The 21,696-nt window shown below is 73.8% G+C and carries 13 protein-coding genes; 6 read left to right on the top strand and 7 right to left on the bottom strand.

Annotation, left to right across the window (positions count from 1 at the left end; genetic code table 11):
* Positions 1-24 precede the first annotated feature (24 nt).
* The 3 genes from HEP81_RS02465 to HEP81_RS02475 all read right to left on the bottom strand — a co-directional run bounded on the left by HEP81_RS02465 (position 25) and on the right by HEP81_RS02475 (position 10,348).
* Positions 25-7,302, bottom strand: a complete 7,278-nt coding sequence (locus HEP81_RS02465) for an amino acid adenylation domain-containing protein (RefSeq protein ID WP_037652009.1) — start codon at positions 7,300-7,302, stop codon at positions 25-27.
* A gap of 112 nt (positions 7,303-7,414) precedes the next feature.
* Positions 7,415-7,915, bottom strand: a complete 501-nt coding sequence (locus HEP81_RS02470; RefSeq protein ID WP_037652007.1) for a GNAT family N-acetyltransferase — start codon at positions 7,913-7,915, stop codon at positions 7,415-7,417.
* Positions 7,916-8,017: 102 nt separating this feature from the next.
* Positions 8,018-10,348, bottom strand: a complete 2,331-nt coding sequence (locus HEP81_RS02475; RefSeq protein WP_078967158.1) for a M20/M25/M40 family metallo-hydrolase — start codon at positions 10,346-10,348, stop codon at positions 8,018-8,020.
* A 244-nt stretch (positions 10,349-10,592) separates the two neighbouring features.
* On the opposite strand from HEP81_RS02475, the gene HEP81_RS02480 reads away from it, so the two are divergent.
* Genes HEP81_RS02480 through HEP81_RS02495 form a run of 4 tightly spaced genes read left to right on the top strand, consistent with a single transcriptional unit; the run spans position 10,593 to position 13,598 of the window.
* Positions 10,593-11,444, top strand: a complete 852-nt coding sequence (locus tag HEP81_RS02480; RefSeq protein WP_259332255.1) for an ABC transporter ATP-binding protein — start codon at positions 10,593-10,595, stop codon at positions 11,442-11,444.
* 40 nt (positions 11,445-11,484) lie between these two features.
* Positions 11,485-12,315: an ABC transporter permease gene (locus HEP81_RS02485; protein WP_051849893.1), complete on the top strand. Its 831-nt coding sequence runs from the start codon at positions 11,485-11,487 to the stop codon at positions 12,313-12,315.
* 28 nt (positions 12,316-12,343) lie between these two features.
* On the top strand, positions 12,344-12,514 hold the full coding sequence (locus tag HEP81_RS02490) for an MbtH family protein (RefSeq protein WP_078967156.1): 171 nt from the start codon (positions 12,344-12,346) through the stop codon (positions 12,512-12,514).
* 28 nt (positions 12,515-12,542) lie between these two features.
* Positions 12,543-13,598, top strand: coding sequence for a P1 family peptidase (locus HEP81_RS02495; protein ID WP_037652003.1), 1,056 nt, complete (start codon positions 12,543-12,545; stop codon positions 13,596-13,598).
* A 123-nt stretch (positions 13,599-13,721) separates the two neighbouring features.
* On the opposite strand, the gene HEP81_RS02500 is transcribed toward HEP81_RS02495, so the two are convergent.
* Positions 13,722-16,049, bottom strand: coding sequence for an ATP-binding protein (locus HEP81_RS02500; protein ID WP_037652000.1), 2,328 nt, complete (start codon positions 16,047-16,049; stop codon positions 13,722-13,724).
* A gap of 107 nt (positions 16,050-16,156) precedes the next feature.
* On the opposite strand from HEP81_RS02500, the gene HEP81_RS02505 reads away from it, so the two are divergent.
* Positions 16,157-17,032: a hypothetical protein gene (locus HEP81_RS02505; RefSeq protein WP_157854324.1), complete on the top strand. Its 876-nt coding sequence runs from the start codon at positions 16,157-16,159 to the stop codon at positions 17,030-17,032.
* Between the two features lie 14 nt (positions 17,033-17,046).
* Here the strand turns inward: HEP81_RS02505 and HEP81_RS02510 are convergent, their stop codons facing one another.
* Genes HEP81_RS02510 through HEP81_RS02520 form a run of 3 tightly spaced genes read right to left on the bottom strand, consistent with a single transcriptional unit; the run spans position 17,047 to position 20,323 of the window.
* Positions 17,047-17,898 (bottom strand): SDR family NAD(P)-dependent oxidoreductase, encoded by an 852-nt coding sequence (locus tag HEP81_RS02510; RefSeq protein WP_037651998.1) that lies wholly within the window; start codon positions 17,896-17,898, stop codon positions 17,047-17,049.
* The gene (locus HEP81_RS02515; RefSeq protein ID WP_037651996.1) at positions 17,895-18,818 is read right to left on the bottom strand and encodes an alpha/beta fold hydrolase; all 924 of its coding nucleotides are present in this window, start codon (positions 18,816-18,818) and stop codon (positions 17,895-17,897) included. Before HEP81_RS02515 ends, HEP81_RS02510 begins: the two co-directional genes overlap by 4 nt.
* Positions 18,815-20,323, bottom strand: a complete 1,509-nt coding sequence (locus HEP81_RS02520; protein ID WP_037651994.1) for a flavin-containing monooxygenase — start codon at positions 20,321-20,323, stop codon at positions 18,815-18,817. The genes HEP81_RS02515 and HEP81_RS02520 overlap by 4 nt, the downstream gene beginning before the upstream one ends.
* Positions 20,324-20,449: 126 nt before the next feature.
* Here HEP81_RS02520 and HEP81_RS02525 point away from each other — a divergent pair, with 126 nt between their 5' ends.
* Complete coding sequence (locus HEP81_RS02525; RefSeq protein WP_037651993.1) at positions 20,450-21,679, top strand: PucR family transcriptional regulator; 1,230 nt, start codon at positions 20,450-20,452, stop codon at positions 21,677-21,679.
* Positions 21,680-21,696 lie beyond the last annotated feature (17 nt).

A 21,696-nucleotide genomic window follows, 5' to 3' on the forward strand; every position in this document is an offset into this window, starting at 1 on the left:
CCGGGCGGCGGGTACACGCGGGGTTCACCGCTCCTCCAGCCGGTCGAGTTCGGCGGCCAGGACACGGCCGATGAAGTCGATGTGGCCGGGCTCGACCAGCTCCAGGTGCCGGGCCGCCATCGGGTGGTCGGTGACCTCGCCGGTCAGGTACGGCGCCCACAGTTCGGCGGTGCTCGCCCCGCCCGTCTCGGCCGCCCGTCTGGCCTCGGCGGTCGCGGTGAAGGCGAGCAGGCCGCCGTCGTAGACGCGCGGGGTCCAGCGGATCATCAGCTCGCCGTGGTAGCGGCAGGCGTCGACCATCGCGGCGAGCCCGGCCGGGTCCTCGGGGGTGGAGGCGCCCAGGGCCGGGGCGAGCAGCGGCAGCAGTTCCGCGGGCTCGGGCACCCAACTGCCGTCCCGCACCGCGGCGATGTCCGCGGCCGGGACGCCCACGCCGTCGAGCAGGCCCAGCACCACGTCCTTCTCGGTGACCGGGTCGTCGGGCGCGCGCCGGTCGTGCTCCCTCGGCGGCACGCTGTCCATCAGCGCCAGCAGCTCGATACGTTCGCCCGCCTCGCGCAGCTGGACGGCCATCTCATGGACGAGGACGCCGCCGAAGGACCAGCCGAGGAGCCGGTAGGGGCCCTGGGGCTGGATCTGCCGGATCCGCGCGAGGTACTCGGCGGCCAGCCCGGCGAGGGTCGCGGGGCGGGGGCCGTTGCCGAGGGGCCCCGCGCCCTGGAGGGCGTACACCGGCTGCTCGGGGCCGAGTCCGCGCAGCAGGCCGACGTAGCCGAAGCCGTCGCCGACGACGGGGTGGACGCAGAACAGCGGTGTACGGCTGCCGTGGGCGCGCAGCGGCAGCACCGGCTCCCAGGCCTGGCGCCGCCGCGTGAACCTCTCGTCCAGGCCCGGGTCCTCGGCGATGCGGGCGGCGAGCCCGGCGGCCGTCGGGTGGTCGAAGAGGGTGCGTACGGCGAGCTGCACACCGGTCTCGGCGCGGATCCGCTCGACCAGCCGGACCATCATCAGCGAGTGTCCGCCGAGCAGGAAGAAGTCGTCGTCCGGGCCGGCCCCGGGGACCTCCAGGACCTCGGCGACCAGGGCCGTCAGGGTTTGCTCCAGCGGGGTGGCGGGTTCCCGGGCGGACCGCTCCGCGGCGTCCGGGACGGCGGCGGGCTCGGGCAGGGCGGCGCGGTCCAGCTTGCCGTTGGGGGTGACCGGCAGCACATCGAGGGTGACGTACCCGGTGGGCACCATGTGCTCGGGCAGCCGGGCGCGCAGATGCTCGCGCAGCTCCCCCGCGGTGGGCTCGGGGCCCTCCCCGACGGGCACCACGTAGGCGACGATACGGGGCGCGCCGTGCCGGTCCTCGCGCACCAGGACGACCCCGGCGGCGACCGCCGGATGGTCGCTCAACGCGGCCTCGATCTCGCCGAGTTCGATGCGGAAGCCGCGGACCTTGACCTGGCCGTCGACGCGGCCCAGGTACTCCACCGCGCCGTCGGCGCGCCAGCGGGCGATGTCGCCGGTGCGGTACATGCGGGAGCCGGGCGGCCCGTAGGGGTTGGCCACGAACCGCTCGGCGGTGAGCGCCGGGCGGCCCAGGTAGCCGTCGGCCAGCTGGGCGCCGTCGAGGTAGAGCTCGCCCGCGACACCCGGCGGGGCGATCTGGAGTTCGGCGTCGAGGATGTGCACGCGGGTGTTCCACACAGGCCGTCCGATCGGCACCGGGCGGCCGTCGTCGTCCTGCGGGCGGCAGGTCCAGGCGGTCACCTCGATGGCGGCCTCGGTGGGCCCGTACTGGTCCACCAGCCGGATCCCGGGCAGCACCTGGTGGAAGCGGCGGGCGGTCGCCGTGCTCAGCGCCTCACCGCCGACGATGACCAGGCGCAGCGAGTCGCACAGGCCGGCGTCCGGGTGCTGGAGGAACGCGTCCAGCATGGAGGGCACGAACTGAGCGACGGTGACCCGCTGTTCGCGGATCAGCTCGCACAGGTACCCGGGGTCGCGGTGGCCCTCCGGCCGGGCCACGACGAGGGTGGCGCCGGTGCTCAGCGGCCAGAAGATCTCCCACACGGACACGTCGAAGCTGGACGGCGTCTTGTGCAGGACCCGGTCCTCGGCGGTGAGCAGGTACTGGTCCTGGCCCCAGCGCAGCCGGTTGGTGACGGCCCGGTGCGGCACGACGACGCCCTTGGGGCGGCCGGTGGAGCCGGAGGTATAGATGACGTAGGCGGGATCGGCGGGCACGGCCCGCGCGTCCGGGGCCGTACGGCCCGCGGTGCCCGGGTCCGCCGCGTCCTCCCCCGACGGCAGGAGCAGCGGAACCCCTTCCGGCACCCGGAGCCGCGCCGCCTCCCCGGGGGTGGCGACGACCGCCGTGGGCCGGGAGTTCTCCAGCATGTAGGCGAGCCGGTCGGCGGGGTAGTCCGAGTCGAGCGGCACGTACGCGGCGCCTGCGCGGTGCGCGGCGCACACGGCGACGATCAGCTCGACGGAGCGGGGCACGGCGACCGCGACGGTGTCGCCCCGGCCCACGCCGTGCGCCGAGAGCCGGGCGGCGAGGGCGTCGATGCGGGTGTCGAGCGCGCCGAACGTCACCTCCTCGCCCTCGAAGACGAGGGCGGTCGCCTCGGGGGTCCGGGCGATCTGCTCGGCCACACAGTCGGCGAGCGTGGTGGGTTCCAGCTCGTGCCGCGTGTCGTTCCACTTGTCGAGGATCAGCCGCCGCTCGTCCTCGGAGAGCAGCGCGATCCTGCCGATGGGCTGGTCGGGGTCGGCGGCCACGGCGGTGAGCAGCCGGGTGAGCCGGTCGGCCAGCGCCGCGGCGCCCGCCTGGTCGAACAGGTCGGTGCGGTACTCGACGGTGCCGGTGAGCGGCCCCTCGGTGCCGTCCTCGGCGCGTTCGGCGGCCAGGGTCACGGTCAGGTCGAACTTGGCGGGGGCCAGCTGGACCGTGATCCGCTCGGCTCTGACGCCGGGGATGTCGAGGCGGACGCCGTCGCCCTGGTCGACCACGAGGGCGACCTGGAACAGCGGGTGCCGGCCGGGCTGGCGCTCGGGGTTGACCAGGTCCACCAGCTGCTCGAAGGGCAGGTCCTGGTGGGCGTAGTCGGCCACGTCCCGCTCGCGCACCCGCTCCAGCAGCTCCCGGAACGTCGGGTCTCCCCCGGTGTCGGTGCGCAGCACCAGCGTGTTGACGAAGAAGCCGACCAGATCCTCCAGGTGGGCGTCCGTGCGGCCCGCCACCGGGGTGCCCAGCGGGATGTCCGTACCGGCGCCCAGACGCGTCAACAGGGCGGCGAGGGCGGCCTGTACGGCCATGAAGAGGCTGGCGCCGCCCGAGCGGGCGAGATCCGCGAGCGCCCGGTGGGTGGCGGCGTCGACGCGGACCGGGACGGTGCCGCCCTCGTGGCCGGTCTCCGGGGTGCGGCGGCGGTCGACGGGCAGCGGGACCTCGTCCGGCAGCCCGGTGAGGGCCGTACGCCAGTACTCCCACTGCCCGGCGGCGAGCGTGCCCGGGGTGCGGACGTCGCCGAGCAGCCGGTGCTGCCACAGGGTGTAGTCGGCGTACTGGACGGGCAGCGGCGACCAGTCGGGGGCGCGCCCCTCGGCGCGGGCCCGATAAGCGCTCGCGAGGTCGGCGGCGAGCGGCTGGAGTGACCAGCCGTCGCAGGCGATGTGGTGGACGGTCAGCAGCAGGACGTGCCGGCCGGGCCCGAGCAGATACAGCCGGGCCCGCAGCGGCGGCCGGTTCACCAGGTCGAACGGCACGGACGCGGCGGCCCGCAGCTCGGCCGCCAGCGCCTCGCCCTCGGCGCGGGCGGGGTCGAGGGGCGCGATGTCCAGCAGCGACGGCAGTTCCGCCACGTCCAGGATCCGCTGGTGGGGGACGCCGTCGCGGTCGGGGAAGACCGTGCGCAGCGCCTCGTGGCGGACGACGACGTCGTGCAGCGCGGCGCCGAGCGCGCCGATGTCCAGGGGGCCGTCCAGCCGTAGCGGCAGCGGGATGTGGTAGGCGGGGCTCTCGGCCTCCAGGCGCTGGAGGAACCACAGCCGCCGCTGGGCGTGCGACAGGGGTGTCTCGGCGGGGCGTTCGGCCGGGACGAGCGCGGGGCGCTGCTCGGTGGCGCCGAGCAGCCGGGCCAGCCGGGCGGGGGTGCGGCTCTCGAAGACGGCGCGGATGGGCAGTTCGGCGCCGGTCGCCGCGCGCACCCGGCTGACCAGGCGCATGGCGAGCAGCGAGTGGCCGCCGAGCCGGAAGAAGTCGTCGTCGGGGCCGACCTGGTCCGCGCGCAGCACCTCGGCGAACAGCGCGCACAGGGCGGCCTCCCGCTCGTCGGCGGGCGGGCGGCCCGCGTCGTCGGTGACGCGCAGGTCGGGTTCGGGCAGGGCGCGCCGGTCCAGCTTGCCGCTGCTGGTGAGCGGCAGCCGGTCGAGGTGGGCGTAGGCCGCGGGCAGCATGTACGACGGAAGGTGGTCGGCGAGATGGTCGTGCAGCTCGGCCGCGCCGGGCGGGCGGGTGCCGGCGGCCGGGACGACGTAGGCGGCGAGGTGCGGGTCGCCGCTGTCCTCGCCGCGTACCGCGACGGCGGCCTGGGCGACGCCGGGGTGGCGGGCGAGTACGGCCTCGATCTCGCCGGGTTCGATGCGGAAGCCGCGGATCTTGACCTGGTCGTCGGCGCGGCCGAGGTACTCGACCTGGCCGTCGCGCAGCAGCCGGGCGAGGTCACCGGTGCGGTACATGCGGGACCCGGGCGGCCCGTAGGGGTCGGCGACGAACCGTTCGGCGGTCAGCGCGGGGCTGCCCACATAGCCGCGGGCCAGCTGGGGTCCGGCGAGGTACAGCTCGCCGGGCACGCCGAGCGGCACCGGGCGCAGCCGCTCGTCGAGGACGGCGGCGCGGACGTTGTCCAGGGGCCGTCCGATGACGGGGACGGGGCTGTCGCCCAGTTCGCAGGTGAGGGCGTCGACGGTGAACTCGGTGGGCCCGTAGTAGTTGTGCACGGCGGTGCCCTCGACCGCGGCGAGCCTGCTCCACAGTTCGGGTCCGACGCCCTCGCCGCCGAGCATGAGGACGCGCGGCCGGTGGTGGCCCTCGGCGAGGAGGCCGGCGGTCAGCAGGGCCTGGGCGTAGGTGGGGGTGAGGTCGAGGAAGTCGAGGCGTTCGCGCCGTACCTCGGCGACGAGGGCTTCGGGGTCCAGGCGCACCTCGTCGGGGAGCAGGTGCAGGCAGTGTCCTTCGAGGAGCCAGAAGAAGGGTTCCCAGGCGGTGTCGAAGGTGATCGAGGCGACCAGGCCGAGCTGCACGCGGGGGGTGCCGTCGGGCGCGTACCGGCGTGCCATGCGGGAGCGGTGGTGGTGGGCGAGGTGGGTGAGCGCGTCATGGGTGACGGCGACGCCCTTGGGGGTGCCCGTGGAGCCGGAGGTGTGGATGACGTAGGCCGTGTCCTCGGGGCGGACGGGTGCCGCGCGGTCCGCGTCGGTGAGGCAGGTGGCCGGGCGGGCGGCGATCCGCTCGCGCGTCCCGGGTTCGTCCAGGACCAGGGCGAGGGTGTCCGCGGGCAGCCGGGGCGCGGTGTCCGCGGTGGTGACGGCGCAGACCGGCCGCAGGTTCGCGGCGACGGCGGCGAGCCGTTCGGCGGGGGTGTCCGGGGTGAGCGGGGCGAAGACGGCGCCCGACTTCAGGACGGCGAGCAGCGCCACGACGAGGTCGGCCGTGCGGTCGAGCAGCACCAGGACCGGCGCCTCGGGTGCCGCGCCCCGCTCGACGAGTTCGCGGGCGAGCCGGTTGGCGCGGGCGTCGAGTTCGCCGAAGGTCAGCCGGGCGTCCGCGGCGACCAGCGCGGGGGCGTCCGGGTCGGCGGCGGCGCGCTCCTCGAAGGCCCGGTGGTAGGCGAGGGCGGGGACCTCGGTCGCCGGGCCCTCCCACCGGGAGGTAAGGGCGCGGCGGTCGTCGTCGGTGAGCAGGTCGATGTCGCCGAGGCGGAGGTCGGGGTCCTGGGCGACGCGCTCCAGGACCAGGACGAGCCGCCGGGTGAAGTCCTCGGCGCCCGCCCGTTCGAACAGGTCGCTGCTGTACTCCACGAAGCAGGTCAGCCCGGCCGGGGCGCCCTCGGCGTCCTTGCGCTCCATGACGTTGAACGACAGGTCGAACTTGGCGCCGCCGGGGTCGGCCTCGACCACCTCGCAGTCGACGCCGGGCAGCTGGAGGGTGGCCTCGGGCAGGTTCTGGAAGGCCAGCATGACCTGGAACAGCGGGTGCCAGGCGAGCGAGCGCGGCGGGTTCAGGGCCGTGATCAGCCGCTCGATCGGCATGTCCTGGTGGGTGAAGCCCTGGAGGTCGGTACGGCGCACCCGCTTGAGCAGTTCGCGGAAGGTGGGGTCGCCCGAGGTGTCGATGCGCAGCACCAGCGGGTTGACGAAGTAGCCCACCACGTCGTCGTACCGGGAGTCGCCGCGTCCGGCGGTCGGGCTGGCCAGCGGGATGTCGTCGCCGGCGCCCGAGCGGCTGAGCACGGTGGCGAGCGCGGCCTGGACGACCATGAAGAGGCTGACCCGGCAGGTGCGGGCGAGGGCCAGCAGGTCGCGGTGCAGTCCGGCGGGTATCTCCCAGGGGAAGTAGTCGCCCTCGTGGGACATGACGGGTGGGCGCGGCCGGTCGGTGGGCAGCGGCAGGCAGTCCGGGATGCCGGCCAATGCCTCTTTCCAGTAGGCGAGTTGGGCGCTGATGCCGCTGTCGGGGTCGTCCAGGCTGCCGAGCGAGCGGTGCTGGGCGACGGCGTGTTCGGCGAAGTCGGCCGCGAGCGGCGGCCAGTCGGGGGCCTGTCCGGCGAGGCGGGCGAGGTAGGCGGTGTTCAGGTCGCGGGCCAGCGGGGCCATCGACCAGCCGTCGCCCGCGATGTGGTGCTGGACCAGCAGGACCAGGTGGTCCTGCGGTCCGAGCGCGAACACCCGCAGCCGCAGGGGGATCTCGGTGGCCAGGTCGAAGCACTCGCGGCTGGCCGCGGCGATCAGCCCCGGCAGGGCGGCCTCGTCGGCGGGCACCACCGACAGCGGGGTCTCGACGTCGCGGGCGTCGAGGATCCGCTGGTAGGGGGTGCCGTCCCGGTCGGGGAAGACGGTCCGCAGGGCGCCGTGCCTGCCGATGACGTCGGCGAGCGCGGCGCGCAGCACCTCGATGTCGAGCGGGCCCCGCAGACGGAGCGCCACCGGCATGTTGTACGAGGCGTCGCCCTGCTGGAGCCGGTCGTTGAACCACAGCGCGAGCTGCGCGTAGGACAGCGGGATCTCGCCCGCGACGGTGCCTTCGCCCTGCACTTGGGTGTTCCCTTCCCTGATCACGGCCGCCGGAAGGTACCTGCCGCGGCCCACCGTTGCGATGGATGCACTACGAGGTGATGCGTGGTCGGGCCGGGGCCCGGGCGGTGGGTCAGCGAGCGGTCCAGTGGTACGTCACATCGGGCTCGTTCTCCTCGTTGCGGCTGCCGTCGTTGAACTCCCCGGCGGTGAAGCCGTGCCGCTCGTAGAAGGCGCGGGCGTCCGTGTTGCGCTGGAAGCAGTGCAGCGAGAGCTCCTCGGGGGAGGCCTGCCGCACGGTCTCCAGCAGGGCGGTGCCGATACCGCGGCGGCGCACGTCGGGGTGCAGGTACAGATGGTCGAGGACGGTCTTGTCGAGTGCGGCGAACCCCACGATCCGCGTCTGCTCGCCCTCGCCCTGCTCCGCGACCCAGACGGTGCAGGAGGGCAGGACGACGTGCTCGAAGAAGCCGAGGGTCTCCTCGTCGCTGTAGAGCCGGGGCAGGTACGGCAGGGCCGCGGTGCGCGAGGCGAGGAAGACGGCGGTGATCGCGGCGGCGTCGGCCGGGCCGGCGGTGCGCAGGCGGACGGGCTCGGCCTCGCCGGTGGTGTCGGTGCGGTGGGGGGTGGACATCAGGGCGCTCTCTTTCGTCGGGACCAGGGATCGCCTGGCCGGTGGGACCAGGGGTCGCCTGGCCGGAGGTGGTCCCGGCCGGGTGGTGGCCGGGGTTCCGGGTCAGATGGTGTAGACGCGGCTGGCGAAGGAGAGTCCCGCCGCGCCGGGTTCCCAGGTGAGGTCGGCGGGCCGGGGTCTGCTCAGGGCCTGGGCGGGCAGCCCGGAGTCCTCCGTCATGGCGAGCACGCGCAGCGGCTTGTCGCCGCGGACGACGAGGGTGACGTCCTGGCCGCGCGGGTCGGGCGCGACCATCAGCAGGCCCCACTTCCACGGCGATCCGGCGTGCGGGCGGTTGACCCCGCCGGACAGGTCCGGGGTCCCCGCGGGGGTGCCCGCGACCCGGGCCCGGACGACCTGGGCGGTGGAGGTGTCGACGTACAGGGCGAGCAGGGCGGGCCTGCCGGTCCTGGGCCCGACCTTGAGGCGCACGGTGCGGGTGGCGCCGGAGCGGGTGTCGGAGACGGTGCTGACCTCGGGCGTGGCGACCGGGGCGACGGGGGCCGGTCCCGCGAGCAGTCCGCCGGGGGGCGCGGCGAGGGCGGGTGACCACGCCTCCAGTGCCTCGGTGCGGCGGTGCCCGGTGTAGCCGGTGACCCAGGAGGCCGGGTCGGTGTCCTCGGACACCCAGTAGGCGCGCCCGTGGTCCGCGTCGAGGGCGTACATGAGGCTGACCGGCCGCGGATGGTCCGCGTCGGGCCGGTCGGCGGCGACCGCGCCGCCGACGCACGCGGTGCCGGCCAGCGCGACGACGACCGCGACGGCGACCAGGCGCCTGGCCCGCAGCCCCCGCGACCAGCGGCTGAACGGGGCCGCGAGGACGGCGAGCGCCAGGGCGGCCAGGACCAGCGGGACCGCCGCCGTGGCGAGGCCGAGGGTGGGGAAGAGCAGGGTGACGAGCGGCACCAGGACGACCACGGCGGGCAGCGCCGAGCCGATGAGGGCCGTGGTGCGCCACGGGGAGTCCTCGGCGGCGCGGGCGCCGAGGGCGACGCCGGCCGCCACGCCGAGCGCGGTCCAGGTGAACACGTACGCCGCGCCGGGCAGCAGCAGGGCGGTGGGTACGGCGAGCAGCGCGGGCCACACCCCGATGCCGGCCGCCGTCTCCAGCGCGCCGCAGCGCCGCCCGGCCCACGCGGCCCACAGGCCGGTGAGGGCGGCGGTGAGCAGCAGCAGGCCGGTGATCGCGGGGCCGGTGCGGTACGGGTCACCGGTGAGGAACGAGGCGTAGTACGGCCGGATCAGCACCAGGACCTGCCAGGTGCCCCAGCCGAGCGCGGCCGTGGCCACCAGGGCGAGCGGGAAGGTGAGCGCGGGACGCAGCACGGCGCCGGGGCGCAGCGCCCCGCGGCGGCGCGCGTACCAGCCGGCCGCGAGGAGGGCGAGCGGCGCGGCGAGGGCCAGCGGGAGCACGGCGCCCGCCGGGTAACGAACCAGCAGGGGGCCGACGTTGAACCAGGTGGCGTCGGAGGACCGGGTGACGTCCCGCAGGTCGGTGGCGGACAGCCGGTGCGCGGCGGCGAGCACGGTGTCGCCGAGGTCCTGGAGGCTGCCCGGGTGGACATGGGCGAGGTCGTCGCCGGGGGCGTGGTAGTCGGCGCTGTCGCCGATGACCGCGAAGTTCAGCCCGGTCATGCCGGCCTTGCGCAGCTGGGTGAAGTCGGTGTCGTTCGGCAGCCGCCGGTAGACCTCGGCGGACAGCGAGGTCGCCACGGGCGGGTGACCGCCGAGGGCCTTCACCAGGGCGGAACTGTGGTCGCCGGTCTCGAACATGACGGCGCGTCCGGCGGTGCCGCGCGCTTCCAGGTTCAGGACGACCCGGGGCGTGTCGTCGGCCTTGCCGAGGCTGTGGACATAGGCGCGGACGCCGAGTTGGCCGGTCTCTTCCGAGTCGGTGAACAACAGGACGAAGTCATTGCGCGGGCGGGGGCCCTCGGTGAGGATGCGGGCGATCTCCAGCAGGGACGACACGCCGAGGCCGTCGTCGGAGGCGCCGGGCCCGGTGAGCACGGAGTCGGTATGGGCGACGAGGAGCACCTGGCCGGTGGAGGAGCGGCCCGGGATGGTGACGGAGATGTCGTGCACCCGGCCGGCCAGATGGGAGGCGCCGTCGCCGGGAACCGTCTCGGTCCCCTCGATCTCCACCGGTTTCAGTCCGAGATCGGACAGTCGGTCACGCACAAAGCCACGGGCCTGTTCTGCTCGCGCGCTTCCCGAAGGATGCGGTGCTTCCGCGAAATGCGCGATATCAGCCTTGGCTCGATATGCGCTGAACGCCGAGGGCGCGGCATCCGCTCGTACCGGATCGGGTACGGCGCGTACGACCAATGCACAGTCGGCGCCGATGAGCACCAGCAGCAGCCCGGCGACAAGCACGACTATGCGTGCCCTCATCAAACCCCCCGGATTGGCACATGCCCACGTCGGGGCTTGATCATGCGGCACCCTACCAACAACGCCGCGCAGGCAGAAGGGGGTTCACAACCGGGCACCCGGTGCGCTTGTATGGGCTGTTGCGGCGGGCCCGACGCCCCTGGACCTCGTCCGTGCCGCGTATCCAAAGGGGGGAATTTACCGGGTGAGCGTCCCCACTGTCCTTTTTCGGGATGTTGTAAAGACCTATGGCTCGACGAACGCCGTGGACGGACTCAGTCTCGATATTCCACCGGGTCGATTCATGGGTCTCCTCGGGCCGAATGGCGCGGGAAAGTCCACCACCATGCGGCTCATCACCGGCCAGAGCCGGGCAACCCGCGGCGCGGTGGAAGTGCTGGGGCACTCCATGCCGGCCGGGTCCCGCCGGGTGCGCTCGCTGCTCGGTGTCGTACCGCAGGAGGACAACCTCGACATCGAGCTGACGGTTCGTCAGAACCTTGAGGTGTTCGTCCGGTTCAGTTCCCTCTCGGCCGCCGAGTACGACGGGGCGGTGGACCGTGCGCTGGCCGCCGTCCGGCTGACCGACCGGGCGGGCAGCCGGGTGGAGGAGCTGTCCGGCGGTATGCGGCGCAGGCTGCTGCTCGCCCGGGGCATCCTCACCGCGCCGCGGCTGCTGCTGCTCGACGAGCCGACGGTCGGCCTCGACCCGCAGATCCGGCAGGGCCTGTGGGACGTGATCGAGGCGCTGCGCGAGTCCGGCACCACGGTGCTGATGTCGACGCACTACATCGAGGAGGCCGAGCGCCTCGCCGACGAGGTCGCCGTCGTCTTCGCGGGCCGGCTGATCGCCCAGGGCTCCCCGCAGGAGCTGCTGCGCGTCCACGCGGGGGCGCAGGCCGCCGAGTTCCGGGGCGACGCGGCCCGCCGTGCGGAGGTGGAGGAGCTGGTACGGCGGGCGGAGCTGCCCAGCCGTCGTACCGGACTGTCGGTGTCGGTCCTGCGCGCCGAGACGATGCCCGAGTCGCTGCGCACGGCGCTGGGGCCCGCGGACGTGCTGCGTCCGACCACGCTGGAGGACGTGTTCGTCATCCTGACCGGCGAGTTGTTCGTCTGACACCGGCACGCCCGCCGACCCCACCAGAAGGGACCCCTTCATGACGAGCGCCGCACCGGCTCCCCCGGCGAAGACCCTCGCGCCGACGGCCGCCGACGACGCCCCCACTCCCACCCTGCTGCCCGCGCTGCGCGCGGTGTGGCGGCGTGAACTGCTGTTGTTCCGGCGCTACTGGCCCGCCATCACCTTCGGTTCGCTGATCGAGCCGCTGGTGTACCTGGCCGGTTTCGGCGCCGGTTTCAACCATCTGGTGAACTCGGCCGAGGGCCGCCCGTATCCGCAGTTCCTCGGCGTGGGCATGGTCGTCACCTCCGTCCTGTTCGCCTCCGCGTTCGCCGGCATGTTCGAGACCTACAACCGGCGTTGCTACCAGCATCTCTACGACGCGGTGCTCAGCCGCCCGGTGGACGTGTGGGAGCTGGTCACCGCCGAGGCGTCCTGGATCGCGGCGAAGTCCGCCGTCTACAGCTCGGTGCCGCTGCTCGTCACCATCGCCATCGGTCTGCCGCTGGGGCCCTCGCTGCTGCTCGTGCCGCTGATCACCCTGGTGTCGGGGCTGGCCTTCGCGCTGGGCGGGATGTGGGTCTCCACGCTGGTCCCGGCGATCGACTGGCTGCGGCTGGTCGTCTCCGGCGTCCTCACGCCGCTCGTTATGGCGGCGGGTGTCTTCTTCCCGCTGTCGGGGCTGTCCGGCTGGCTGCGGATCGTGGCGGCCGTCAACCCCATCTACCACTGCATGCAGTTGGTGCGGCACGCGGCCTTCGGCACGCTCGGCGCCGTCGATCTGCTGCATCTGGCGGTGCTCGGCTGCTGCACCGCGGCCGCCTGGTTCCTCGCCGTGCGCGGCATGAGCCGCCGCCTGTTCGACTGAGACCCGCCCCCTTCGACCGGAGCCCTCGATGACCAACCCCTTCGACGACACGGACCGTTCTTACGTCGTCCTGCGCAACTCCCTCGCCGAGTACTCCCTTTGGCCCGTCGGCATCACCGTGCCCGACGGCTGGGAGGTCGTCCATGAGGAGGACTCCCGGCAGGCGTGCCTGTCCTACATCGAGGAGCAGGCGGCGTGAGGGGGCGGCGGGGGTAGCGTCCTGCGGTATGGAATCCTCCGCGCACCCGTCCCCGGCCCGGCCCCGGGCCCGTGATCTCGGGATCGTGGTCGGGGAGTTCGCCCCCGGGCCGCTCGACGCGATCACCGATGTGCCCGGCGTCCGGGTCGGGCACACCACGGTCCGCCGGCCGCCCGATGTGCACAGCGGGGTGACCGCCGTCGTACCGGACGCGGTCGGTCCCCACGCGCCGCTGCCCGCCGGGGTGTTCACCGGCAACGGCTACGGCAAGCTCATCGGCACCACCCAGCTCACCGAACTCGGCTCGCTGGAGACGCCGATCCTGCTGACCTCGACCCTGTCGGCGTTCCGGGTCGCGGACGCCCTGGTCGGCTGGATGCTGGAGCGTCCCGGCTGCTCGGGCGTACAGAGCCTCAACCCGGTCGTGGGCGAGTGCAACGACGGCCATCTGTCCGACATCCGCGCCCGCCCGGTGCGCGAGGAGCATGTGCGGGCCGCGCTCGACTCGGCCTGCGGCGGCCCGGTGGCCGAGGGCTGTGTCGGCGCGGGCACCGGCACCGGCGCCCTGGGCTTCAAGGCGGGCATCGGCACGTCCTCGCGTACGACGGACCTGGGCGGGCGGCCGTACACGGTCGGGGCCCTGGTGCAGGCGAACTTCGGTGGCACGCTGCGGGTGCTGGGCCGCGCCATCACCCCGGGCTCCCTCGGCCTCAGCGGCGCTCCGGGACCGGCCGCGGAGACCGGTTCCTGCATGATCGTGGTCGCCACGGACGCCCCGCTGGACGCCCGCCAACTCACCCGCGTCGCGCGCCGCGCCGTGTTCGCGCTGGCCCGCGTCGGCGCCGCCTACAGCCATGGCAGCGGCGACTACGCCCTCGTCTTCACGACCCGCCCGGACTCCGGCGCGCCGGTCCCGGACGCCGATCTGAGCCCGCTGTTCGCGGCCGTCCTGGACGCCGTCGAGGAGGCCGTCCTCAACTCCCTGCTCGCCGCGACGACCACCACGGGCCACGCGGGCCGCACCCTGCCGGCCCTGCCCGCGGACCGGCTCCTCGAAGCCCTCGCGGGGCATCTGCCGTCCTGAAGCACCGGGCCCTCGGGTGCCGGGTCCGGCGCCGGCGGCCAGGACCGGTCGGCCGTACTCCCGCACCCGGTTGGGCATCCACCACCGGACACCGCTCGCCGTCTCCGGTAACGAAGCCCATGCTCACGGGGCGCCCTCCTCCCTCTTCCGATGTGCCCAGACGGCCAGTTGGGAGCGGGAGGTGAAGCCGAGCTTCGCGCGGATCCGTTCGACGTGGTTCTCCGCGGTGCGCCGGGCGATCACGAGATGCGCGGCTATCTGCTTGTTGGTGAGTCCCTCCGCGACGAGGTCCGCCACCTCCCACTCCCGCCGGGTCAGCGGCGAGGCGGGGCGTTCCCCGGGCGCGGGCGGTGCCGCGTCCAGGACATGGTCCAGCGCCTGGTCCAGGGTGGTCTCGGCGCCGCGCCGGAACGCCCGCTCGAACTCGGCCGCGGTGAGCGCCGACCGCACCTCCTCCTCGAACCGGCCGTGCTCCTCGCGCATGAACGGCGCCGTGCTCAGGCTCACCCCGACCGATCCCCACAACAGGTGCAGCACACCCAGCAGTCGGGCCGCCCGCCGCGGCTCACCCGCGCTGCTCCAGGCGATCACCTCCACGCACATCGCGATGTCCCACCAGTCGTGGAAGGGGCGGAGCAGACGGATGGCGCGGCGAGCCGGCTCGGCGGCCTCCCGGGGCGCGCGGGACCGCCGGGCGAGCAGGCTCTCGGCGAACAGCGCGAGCCCCCTGAGCCAGCTCTCGCCGTGCGCCTCGGTGACGGTCAGCACCTCACGGCACAGCCGCGCGGCCGTACCGGCGTCACCGCCGTAGGCGTGGACGATGGCCTGCTTGACCGCGCACTCGACCTCCGCGTCGAGCAGCCCGGCGGCGCGGAAGGCCGTACGGGCCCCTTCGAACAGCGCGGCCGCGGCCGCGAACTCGCCGCGCCAGGTGGCGAGCATCGCGCGATGGTGCGCGATCCAGGACGCGGCGTGGACATCGCCGTGCCGCTCGGCGAGCGCCGCGCAGTCGTCCAGAGCGGCGAGCGACTCCTCGGCCGGCCGGCCCTGGAGGATGCCGAGGTAGACGTGGGTGGCCAGGGCGTACGCGCGCGGCGGGCCCGCCTCGCCGTCCCCGGCGGCCAGCAGGTCACCGAGCCGGCGCCGGCCCTCGGCGAGGGAGCGCGACCGGATCCAGTAGTGCCGCGGCGCGACCGCCATGGCCAGTCCCGCCGCCGTCTCACCGGGCGTCCGCAGGCAGTACTCCAGGGCCGCGCCCAGGTTGGCATGATCCAGCCGCAGCCGGGTGAACCACTCCACCTGCCGCGGCCCGAACCACTCCCGCTGGGCCCGCCCGGTGAGCGCGAGCATGTGATCGCGGTGCCGGCGGCGCAGTACGCCCTCGCCGCCCGACGCGGCAAGGCGCTCCTGCCCGTACTCCCGTACGGTCTCCAGCATGTGGTAGCGGGAGCGGCCGTCGTGCTGCCGGTGTGTCAGGACGGACTTCTCCACGAGCCCGTCGAGGACGTCGAGCACCGCGGCGGCGGGCAGGTCGGCGTCGGCGCAGACGGCCTCCGCGCCGGCCAGGTCGAAGCCGCCGGAGAAGACCGAGGCCCGTGCCCACAGCGCGCGTTCCCGGTCGGTGCACAGGGCGTGGCTCCAGTCGATCAGCTCGCGCAGGGTGCGCTGGCGGGGCACGGCGGTGCGGCTGCCCGTGGTCAGCAGCGCGAACCGGTCGGTGAGCCGGTCGAGGATCTCCTCGGCGGTGAGGGTGCGCAGCCGGGCGGCGGCCAGTTCGATCGCGAGGGGCAGCCCGTCGAGCCGGTGCACGAGGCGGGCCACCGTCGTCGCGTTCTCAGCCGTGACGGCGAATCCGCGGCTGACGGCGGCGCCGCGTTCGGCGAACAGGGTGACGGCCGGGCAGCCGAGGAGTTCACCGAGGGAGGGCTCACCTGCGGGGTCCGGGACGGGCAGGGGTTCCACGGGGAAGACGTGCTCGGCGGTGATGCCGAGCGTCTGGCGGCCGGTCGCCAGGATGCGCAGGCCCGGCGCCGCGCGCAGCAGGGTCTCGGTGAGCAGGGCGCAGGCGTCGACGAGGTGTTCGCAGTTGTCGAGCACCAACAGTGCTTGTCTGTCGCGCAGTCGAGCGGCCAGTACGTCCGTGCCGTCGCTCCCCGCGCGCCCCGGGTCGGCGAGGCCCAGCGCGGTGCACAGGCGCTGCGCCAGCAGGTCGCCCTCCCGCAGGTCCGCGAGTTCGACCACATGGACGCCGTCCGGGAAGGCGGCCTCAGCGTCCCGGGCGACCCGCAGCGCGAGCCTGGTCTTGCCGACGCCGCCGACACCGGTGAGCGTGACCAGGCGGGCGCCCGACAGCAGCCGTCCGACCCGGGCGGTCTCGGCCCGCCGGCCGATCAGCGTGGTCGCCTCGGCGCCGAGGCCGCCGTCCGTCGTCACCTGTGCCCGCGTCGTCATCCGCATCAATGTAGTGGCCCCGGACTTTGAGTATTTCCACCCTGGCCACCCGGGGCGCCCGCTTCGAGACTCGTCGCCGGACGGTTTCGAGATCTTGTGAGGTGGACGTGGAGTCGGGGCGGGAACAGACGGACGGGCTGGGCGAGTTGGTGCGGGTCTACCGGGGGACTCTGCCGCGCCGCCCTCTCCAGGTGATGACGGTCGCGGTGATCTGCTTCGTCGTCGAGTGCGTCGTATGGAGCAAGCAGTCCGCGGACGCGTCGCTGGTGGTGACGCTCGTCGTCACGTTCGCGGTGCTGGCGGTGTCCCTGGCGTTCATGGTGCGGCACACCGGGATGCGGATCGATCTGTACGAGGAGGGTTTCCGGATCGGCCGCCGCGGCGGGCGGGCCCGTGTCCACACATGGCCCGAGATCGCCTCGGTGGGCACGGTCCATGTCGAGGTCTCCATCAACTTCTCCCGTTCGCACGACTACTTCAAGACGGTGATCGTGCCGTACACGGGCCGCAGGATCCGGGTGGAGGCGAAGAACTTCTTCGCCTCCGAGCCCGGGGCGAGCCTCGGGGACGTCCTCTTCCGGGGTGCCGCGCGGGGCAGCGCGGAGAGCTTCATCACGGTGGCGTCCCAGCGGGTCGGCGCGGCTCTCGGGCAGCGGCATCTCGCCGAGCTGCGCGCCGGTGGCGAACTGGGCCTGGGGCCGCTGACGTTCACCCGCGCCGGGATGACCCTGGCGCCCTTCACCGAGACCGTGGAGTGGTCCCGGATCGAGTTCGTCAGGGCCGCCCCGCGCCACGGAGTGGACCTGCGGGTGGCGGGCCTCCCGGCACTGGTCGGCGGCCGGGCCCTGGCACCGCGCGCCACAAAGGCGGGGTACAGCACCGAGGGCGACCTGCTCACGGTCTTCAGCCTGCATCTGCGGCCCGGCACGGACTACATCGCGCTGCGGACGGTGGTGGAGGAGGGAGGCACGGCAGCGGAGTGATCGCCCCCTCCCCCTCACGCCTTGCCGAAGAGCCTGCGTTCGAGCAGTACGGTCAGCTTCGGTGACAGGCGTGGGAAGAGCCGGACGACGAGGTCGGCGAGCTGGGCGTCCCGGCCCACCATGATGCGTGGCCGGCCGGCCTCCACCCCGTCGACGATGATCGTGGCGGCCTGCCGGGCGGGCATCTTCAGGAGCTTGTCGTTGTAGACGCGGGCGCGGGCCAGCTGCCGGGCGGGGATCTCGATGCCCTGCCCGCGGGCCGCGCCGAGGGCCGCGGCGGCGATGTTGGTCCTGACCCCGCCGGGGTGCACGACGCTGACCCGTACGGGATGGTGCCCCGCGAGCATCTCCGTGCGCAGCGTCTCGGTGAATCCGCGCACCCCGAACTTGGCGGCGCAGTAGGCGCTCAGCGTGGGCTGCGCCATGATCCCGTTGAGGCTGGAGATGTTGACGACATGTCCGTCCCCCGAGGCGATCAGATGGGGCAGGAACGCCTTGGTGCCGTGGACGACCCCGAAGAGATTGATCGCGATCGTACGCTCGTAGACGCTCCAGTCGGTCTCCAGGACGGTGCCGCCGCCTCCGCCGATACCGGCGTTGTTGTACACCTGATGCACCGCCCCGAAGTGCTCGGCGACGGCCGTGGCGTAACTCTCGACGGCCGTACGGTCGCTGACGTCGAGCCGCGCGGTGTGCACCTCGGCGCCGAGGGACGTGACCTGGGCGGCGGTCTCTGCCAGGCCGGTTCCGTCGATGTCGCTGAGGGCGAGCCGGGCGCCGCGGCGGGCGAGTTCGGACGCGAGGCTCCGGCCGATGCCGGAGCCGGCGCCGGTGACGACGGCGACCTTGCCGGTGACGGTGTTCATGCGGCTTCCCCCGTCCGGGTGCGGGTGACGGCGGCACCGTGGCCGCGGGCGAGGTCGGTGGTCAGGCCGACGAGGCGGTCGAGGACCCCGGGGGCGAGATGGTGGCCCATGCCGGTGATCTCCACATGCCGGGCGCCGGGGACGGCGGCGGCGGTGGCGCGGCCGCCGCTCGGGTGCACCATGGGGTCCCGGGTGCCGTGCACGACCACGGTGGGGGCGGTGATCCGGCGCAGTTCGGCGGCGCGGTCGCCGGATGCCTGGATGGCGCCGATCTGGCGGGCGACGCCCTCGGGGTCCCGGCCGCGTTCCCACACCGCGCCGGCCCAGGCCCGCTCGCGCGCCTCGTCGGGCGGGAAGACCCGGGAGCCGATGTGGGCGAGCAGGGCCAGGTGCCGGGTCACCGATTCCTCGGGGGTCCTGGCGAGGCGCCTGGCCATGCGCACCAGGGTGGAGAGCGCCGGTTGACCGACCTTCCTGCTGCCGGTGGTGGAGAAGACGGACGTCAGGGTGGTGACCCGGTGCGGGTGCCGGGCCGCGAGGGTCTGGGCGATCATGCCGCCCATCGACATGCCGACCAGGTGGGCCCGTTCGATGCCGAGGTGGTCGAGGAGATGGCGGGTGTCCTCGGCCATGTCGGCGAGGTCGTAGGCGTCCGGGCGCGGCCGGGCCAGCGCCTGGCGCAGCAGCCCCGGCGGCGGGGTCCGCATCCGGTCGGAGCGGCCGATGTCCCGGTTGTCGGGGCGGACGACCCGGAAGCCGTTGCCGGTGAAGGCGTCCACCATCGGCCGCGGCCAGGAGGTGAGGTCCAGGCCGAGACCGGCGATCAGCAGCAGGGGCACACCGTCTTCGGGTCCGTCGAGGCGGTAGCACAGGCGCAGGCCCGCCGGTGTGGTGAGGAAGCGGTCCTCGGTGTCGTTCATCGGGCCACCGCCCGGCGCTCGGCGGCGCCGACCCGGGCGAAGCGCAGTTCGGGATCGGTGACGCTGTCGCAGCGCAGCAGTCGTACGTCGTCGGTGTAGCCGGTGGAGGTCAGCCAGGGCATGCGGTCGCCCTGCCGGGGCAGTTGGTCGACGGCGCGCTGGATGTAGCCGGCCCCGAAGTCGAGGAACGGCCGGGTCGGCATGGCGGGGTCGGCGGGTTCGGGGCGGCAGCTGTCGTAGCCGTGCGTGCTCATATGGGCCAGCAGACGGCAGAAGTGCTCGCAAAGCAGGCCGACCTTCAGGGTCCAGGAGGAGTTGGTGTAGCCGATGGCGAAGGCGAGGTTGGGGACGCCGGAGAGCATCATGCCCTTGTAGGCGATGGTGTCGGGCAGATGTACGGCGGCTCCGTCGACGGTCACCGGGATGCCGCCCAGCGCCCGCACGTTCAGTCCGGTGGCGGTGACGATGATGTCGGCCTCGATCTCGCGGCCCGACCGCAGCAGGACGCCCTTCTCGGTGAAGGTGCTGATCCGGTCGGTCACGATCGAGGCGCTGCCGTTCCTGATGGCCTGGAAGAGGTCGCCGTCCGGGACCGCGCACAGCCGCTGGTCCCAGGGGTCGTACGGCGGGTTGAAGTGCTCGTCGACAGGGTAGCCCGCGGGCAGTTGCCGGGTGTTGACCCAGCGGATGATCCGGCGCGCCGCCTTCGGGTGCCGCTTGCAGAAGGACCAGACGGCGCGCTGCCGGGCGATGTTCTTGCGCCGGGCGAGCGCGTATCCCCGCCGGTCGCCGAGGAGTCCGCGCAGCGCGTTGGCGATCGGGTCCTTGCGGGGCACCGGCATGATGTACGACGGGGTGCGCTGGACCATCGTCACCCGGGCGGCGGTGCGCGCCATCGCCGGAACGAGGGTGACCGCAGTGGCGCCGCTGCCGATCACCACGACGCGCTTGCCCGCGTGATCGAGGTCCTCGGGCCACTGCTGGGGGTGCACGATCGCCCCGGTGAAACGTTCCCGCCCCTCGAAGTGCGGGGTGAATCCGGCGTCATAACGGTAGTAGCCCATCGCGCAGAAGAACCAGCCGCAGGTCAGCGTCGTCCGCTCGCCGGTGTCCCTGCGCTCGATCTCGACCGTCCAGCGCGCCTGTTCGCTCGACCAGGAGGCGCCGAGCACCTTGTGGTGGTAGCGGATGCGGGACTCCAGGCGGTTCTCGCGCACGGTCTCCCGCAGATAGGCGAGGATCTGCGGCGCGTCGGCTATCGACTCCGCGTCCCGCCACGGCTTGAACTCGTAGCCGAAGGTGTGCAGATCGGAGTCCGACCGGATGCCGGGGTAGCGGAACAGGTCCCAGGTGCCGCCGAGGTCGGCGCGCGCCTCCAGGATCGCGAAGCTCTTGTCGGGCAGTCCGGTCGTCAGATAGTGGCCGGCGCCGATGCCGGATATCCCGGCGCCGACGATCAGGACGTCCAGATGCTCGGCGGCGGGTGCGTCGGCTTCGCAGGACATGGGCGGCTCCCTCACAGCGGCGGTGGATCGCTCCATCGTCGGAATGAACACGGCCCACGCCTAGAGGCAGTTCGCACCAGGATTCGCCCTCCACTTGTGCACTCTGGCACTGCTACGGTGCCTGCCATGTCGTGGAGTCCCCCCTCGCCCCGGATCCGGAAGCTGATCCGGCAGGGCGCCGAGATCGCCCTCACCCCCCGGCCCGAGTGGCTGGCCGAGCTCGACGCGGCCACCCTGGCCGGCGAGTCGCGCAGGCCGATCGCCGACGATCCGGTGCTCTCGGCCGGCATCCGGCGGGCCAACCGGGCCAATCTGCTGCACTGGGCCGCCGCCAACATCAACGCCCCGGGCGCGCCCGTGCCCGCCCATGAGAGCGAGGTGACCCGCGCCATCGCCCGGGACATCGTGCGCCGAGGGCTGGCCGAGTCCGCGCTGGACTCCTATCGCGCGGGCGAAAGCGTGGCCGTGCGGGTGTGGACGCGGATCGCCTGCTCGCTCACCGGCGAGAACGAGGAACTCGCCGAGCTGCTCGATGTGTCCCTGCGCTCCATCTCCGACTTCGTCGACCGGACCGTCGCGGCCGTGTCCGCGCAGATGAACGCCGAGCTGACCGAGCTGACCAGCGGCACCCACGCCGAGCGCCGCGAGACCGTCACCCTGCTCCTGGACGGCGCGCCCATGGCCCGTCAGCGCGCCGAGGCCCGCCTCGGCTATCCGCTGGACGGCACCCATACCGCGGCCGTCGTCTGGACCGACGCCCCCGAGGCGGAGCTGCGCCAGCTCGACCGCGCCGCCGATCTGCTGGCCGCCGCGGCGGGTCCCGCGCACCTGCTCAGCGTCATGGCGAGCGACGCCACCCGCTGGGTGTGGCTCACCGGGCGGCCGGACACCGACCGGGTGCGGGCCGGGCTCGGCCGGCTGCCCGCCGTGCGGATCGCGCTCGGCTCACCGGCCCTGGGCGTCGACGGCTTCCGCCGCAGCCATCTGGACGCCCTCACCACCCAGCGGATGCTCGCCCGGCTGGCCTCCGCCCAGCGTCTCGCCTCGCACGACGAGGTCGAACTCGTCGCCCTGCTCTCCCAGGACCTGGAGCGCGCCGACCGCTTCGTCCAGCGCACCCTCGGCGATCTGGAGCACGCCCCGGACGACCTCATCGACGCGGTCCGTGTCTTCCTGGCCGAACAGTGCAACGCCTCGCGGGCCGCCACCCGGCTGTTCGCCCACCGCAACACCCTGCTGCGCCGCCTCGGCCGCGCCGACCGGCTGCTCCCCCGCCCCCTCGCCGAGCATCCGCTGGACGTCGCCGCGGCGCTGGAGATCCGGCACTGGCGCGGCACCGGCGGACAGCGCGCGTGACTCCATGATCACATCGG

The organism is Streptomyces griseofuscus (assembly GCF_014673495.1).
Lineage (GTDB): Bacteria > Actinomycetota > Actinomycetes > Streptomycetales > Streptomycetaceae > Streptomyces > Streptomyces murinus.

Coding starts and splice junctions, on each gene's coding strand:
- HEP81_RS02475 (WP_078967158.1), bottom strand. CDS start 10,348: ATGAGGGCACGCATAGTCGTGCTTGTCGCCGGGCTGCTGCTGGTGCTC.
- HEP81_RS02500 (WP_037652000.1), bottom strand. CDS start 16,049: ATGACGACGCGGGCACAGGTGACGACGGACGGCGGCCTCGGCGCCGAG.
- HEP81_RS02515 (WP_037651996.1), bottom strand. CDS start 18,818: ATGAACGACACCGAGGACCGCTTCCTCACCACACCGGCGGGCCTGCGC.
- HEP81_RS02525 (WP_037651993.1), top strand. CDS start 20,450: ATGTCGTGGAGTCCCCCCTCGCCCCGGATCCGGAAGCTGATCCGGCAG.
- HEP81_RS02470 (WP_037652007.1), bottom strand. CDS start 7,915: ATGTCCACCCCCCACCGCACCGACACCACCGGCGAGGCCGAGCCCGTC.
- HEP81_RS02510 (WP_037651998.1), bottom strand. CDS start 17,898: ATGAACACCGTCACCGGCAAGGTCGCCGTCGTCACCGGCGCCGGCTCC.
- HEP81_RS02485 (WP_051849893.1), top strand. CDS start 11,485: ATGACGAGCGCCGCACCGGCTCCCCCGGCGAAGACCCTCGCGCCGACG.
- HEP81_RS02490 (WP_078967156.1), top strand. CDS start 12,344: ATGACCAACCCCTTCGACGACACGGACCGTTCTTACGTCGTCCTGCGC.
- HEP81_RS02495 (WP_037652003.1), top strand. CDS start 12,543: ATGGAATCCTCCGCGCACCCGTCCCCGGCCCGGCCCCGGGCCCGTGAT.
- HEP81_RS02520 (WP_037651994.1), bottom strand. CDS start 20,323: ATGTCCTGCGAAGCCGACGCACCCGCCGCCGAGCATCTGGACGTCCTG.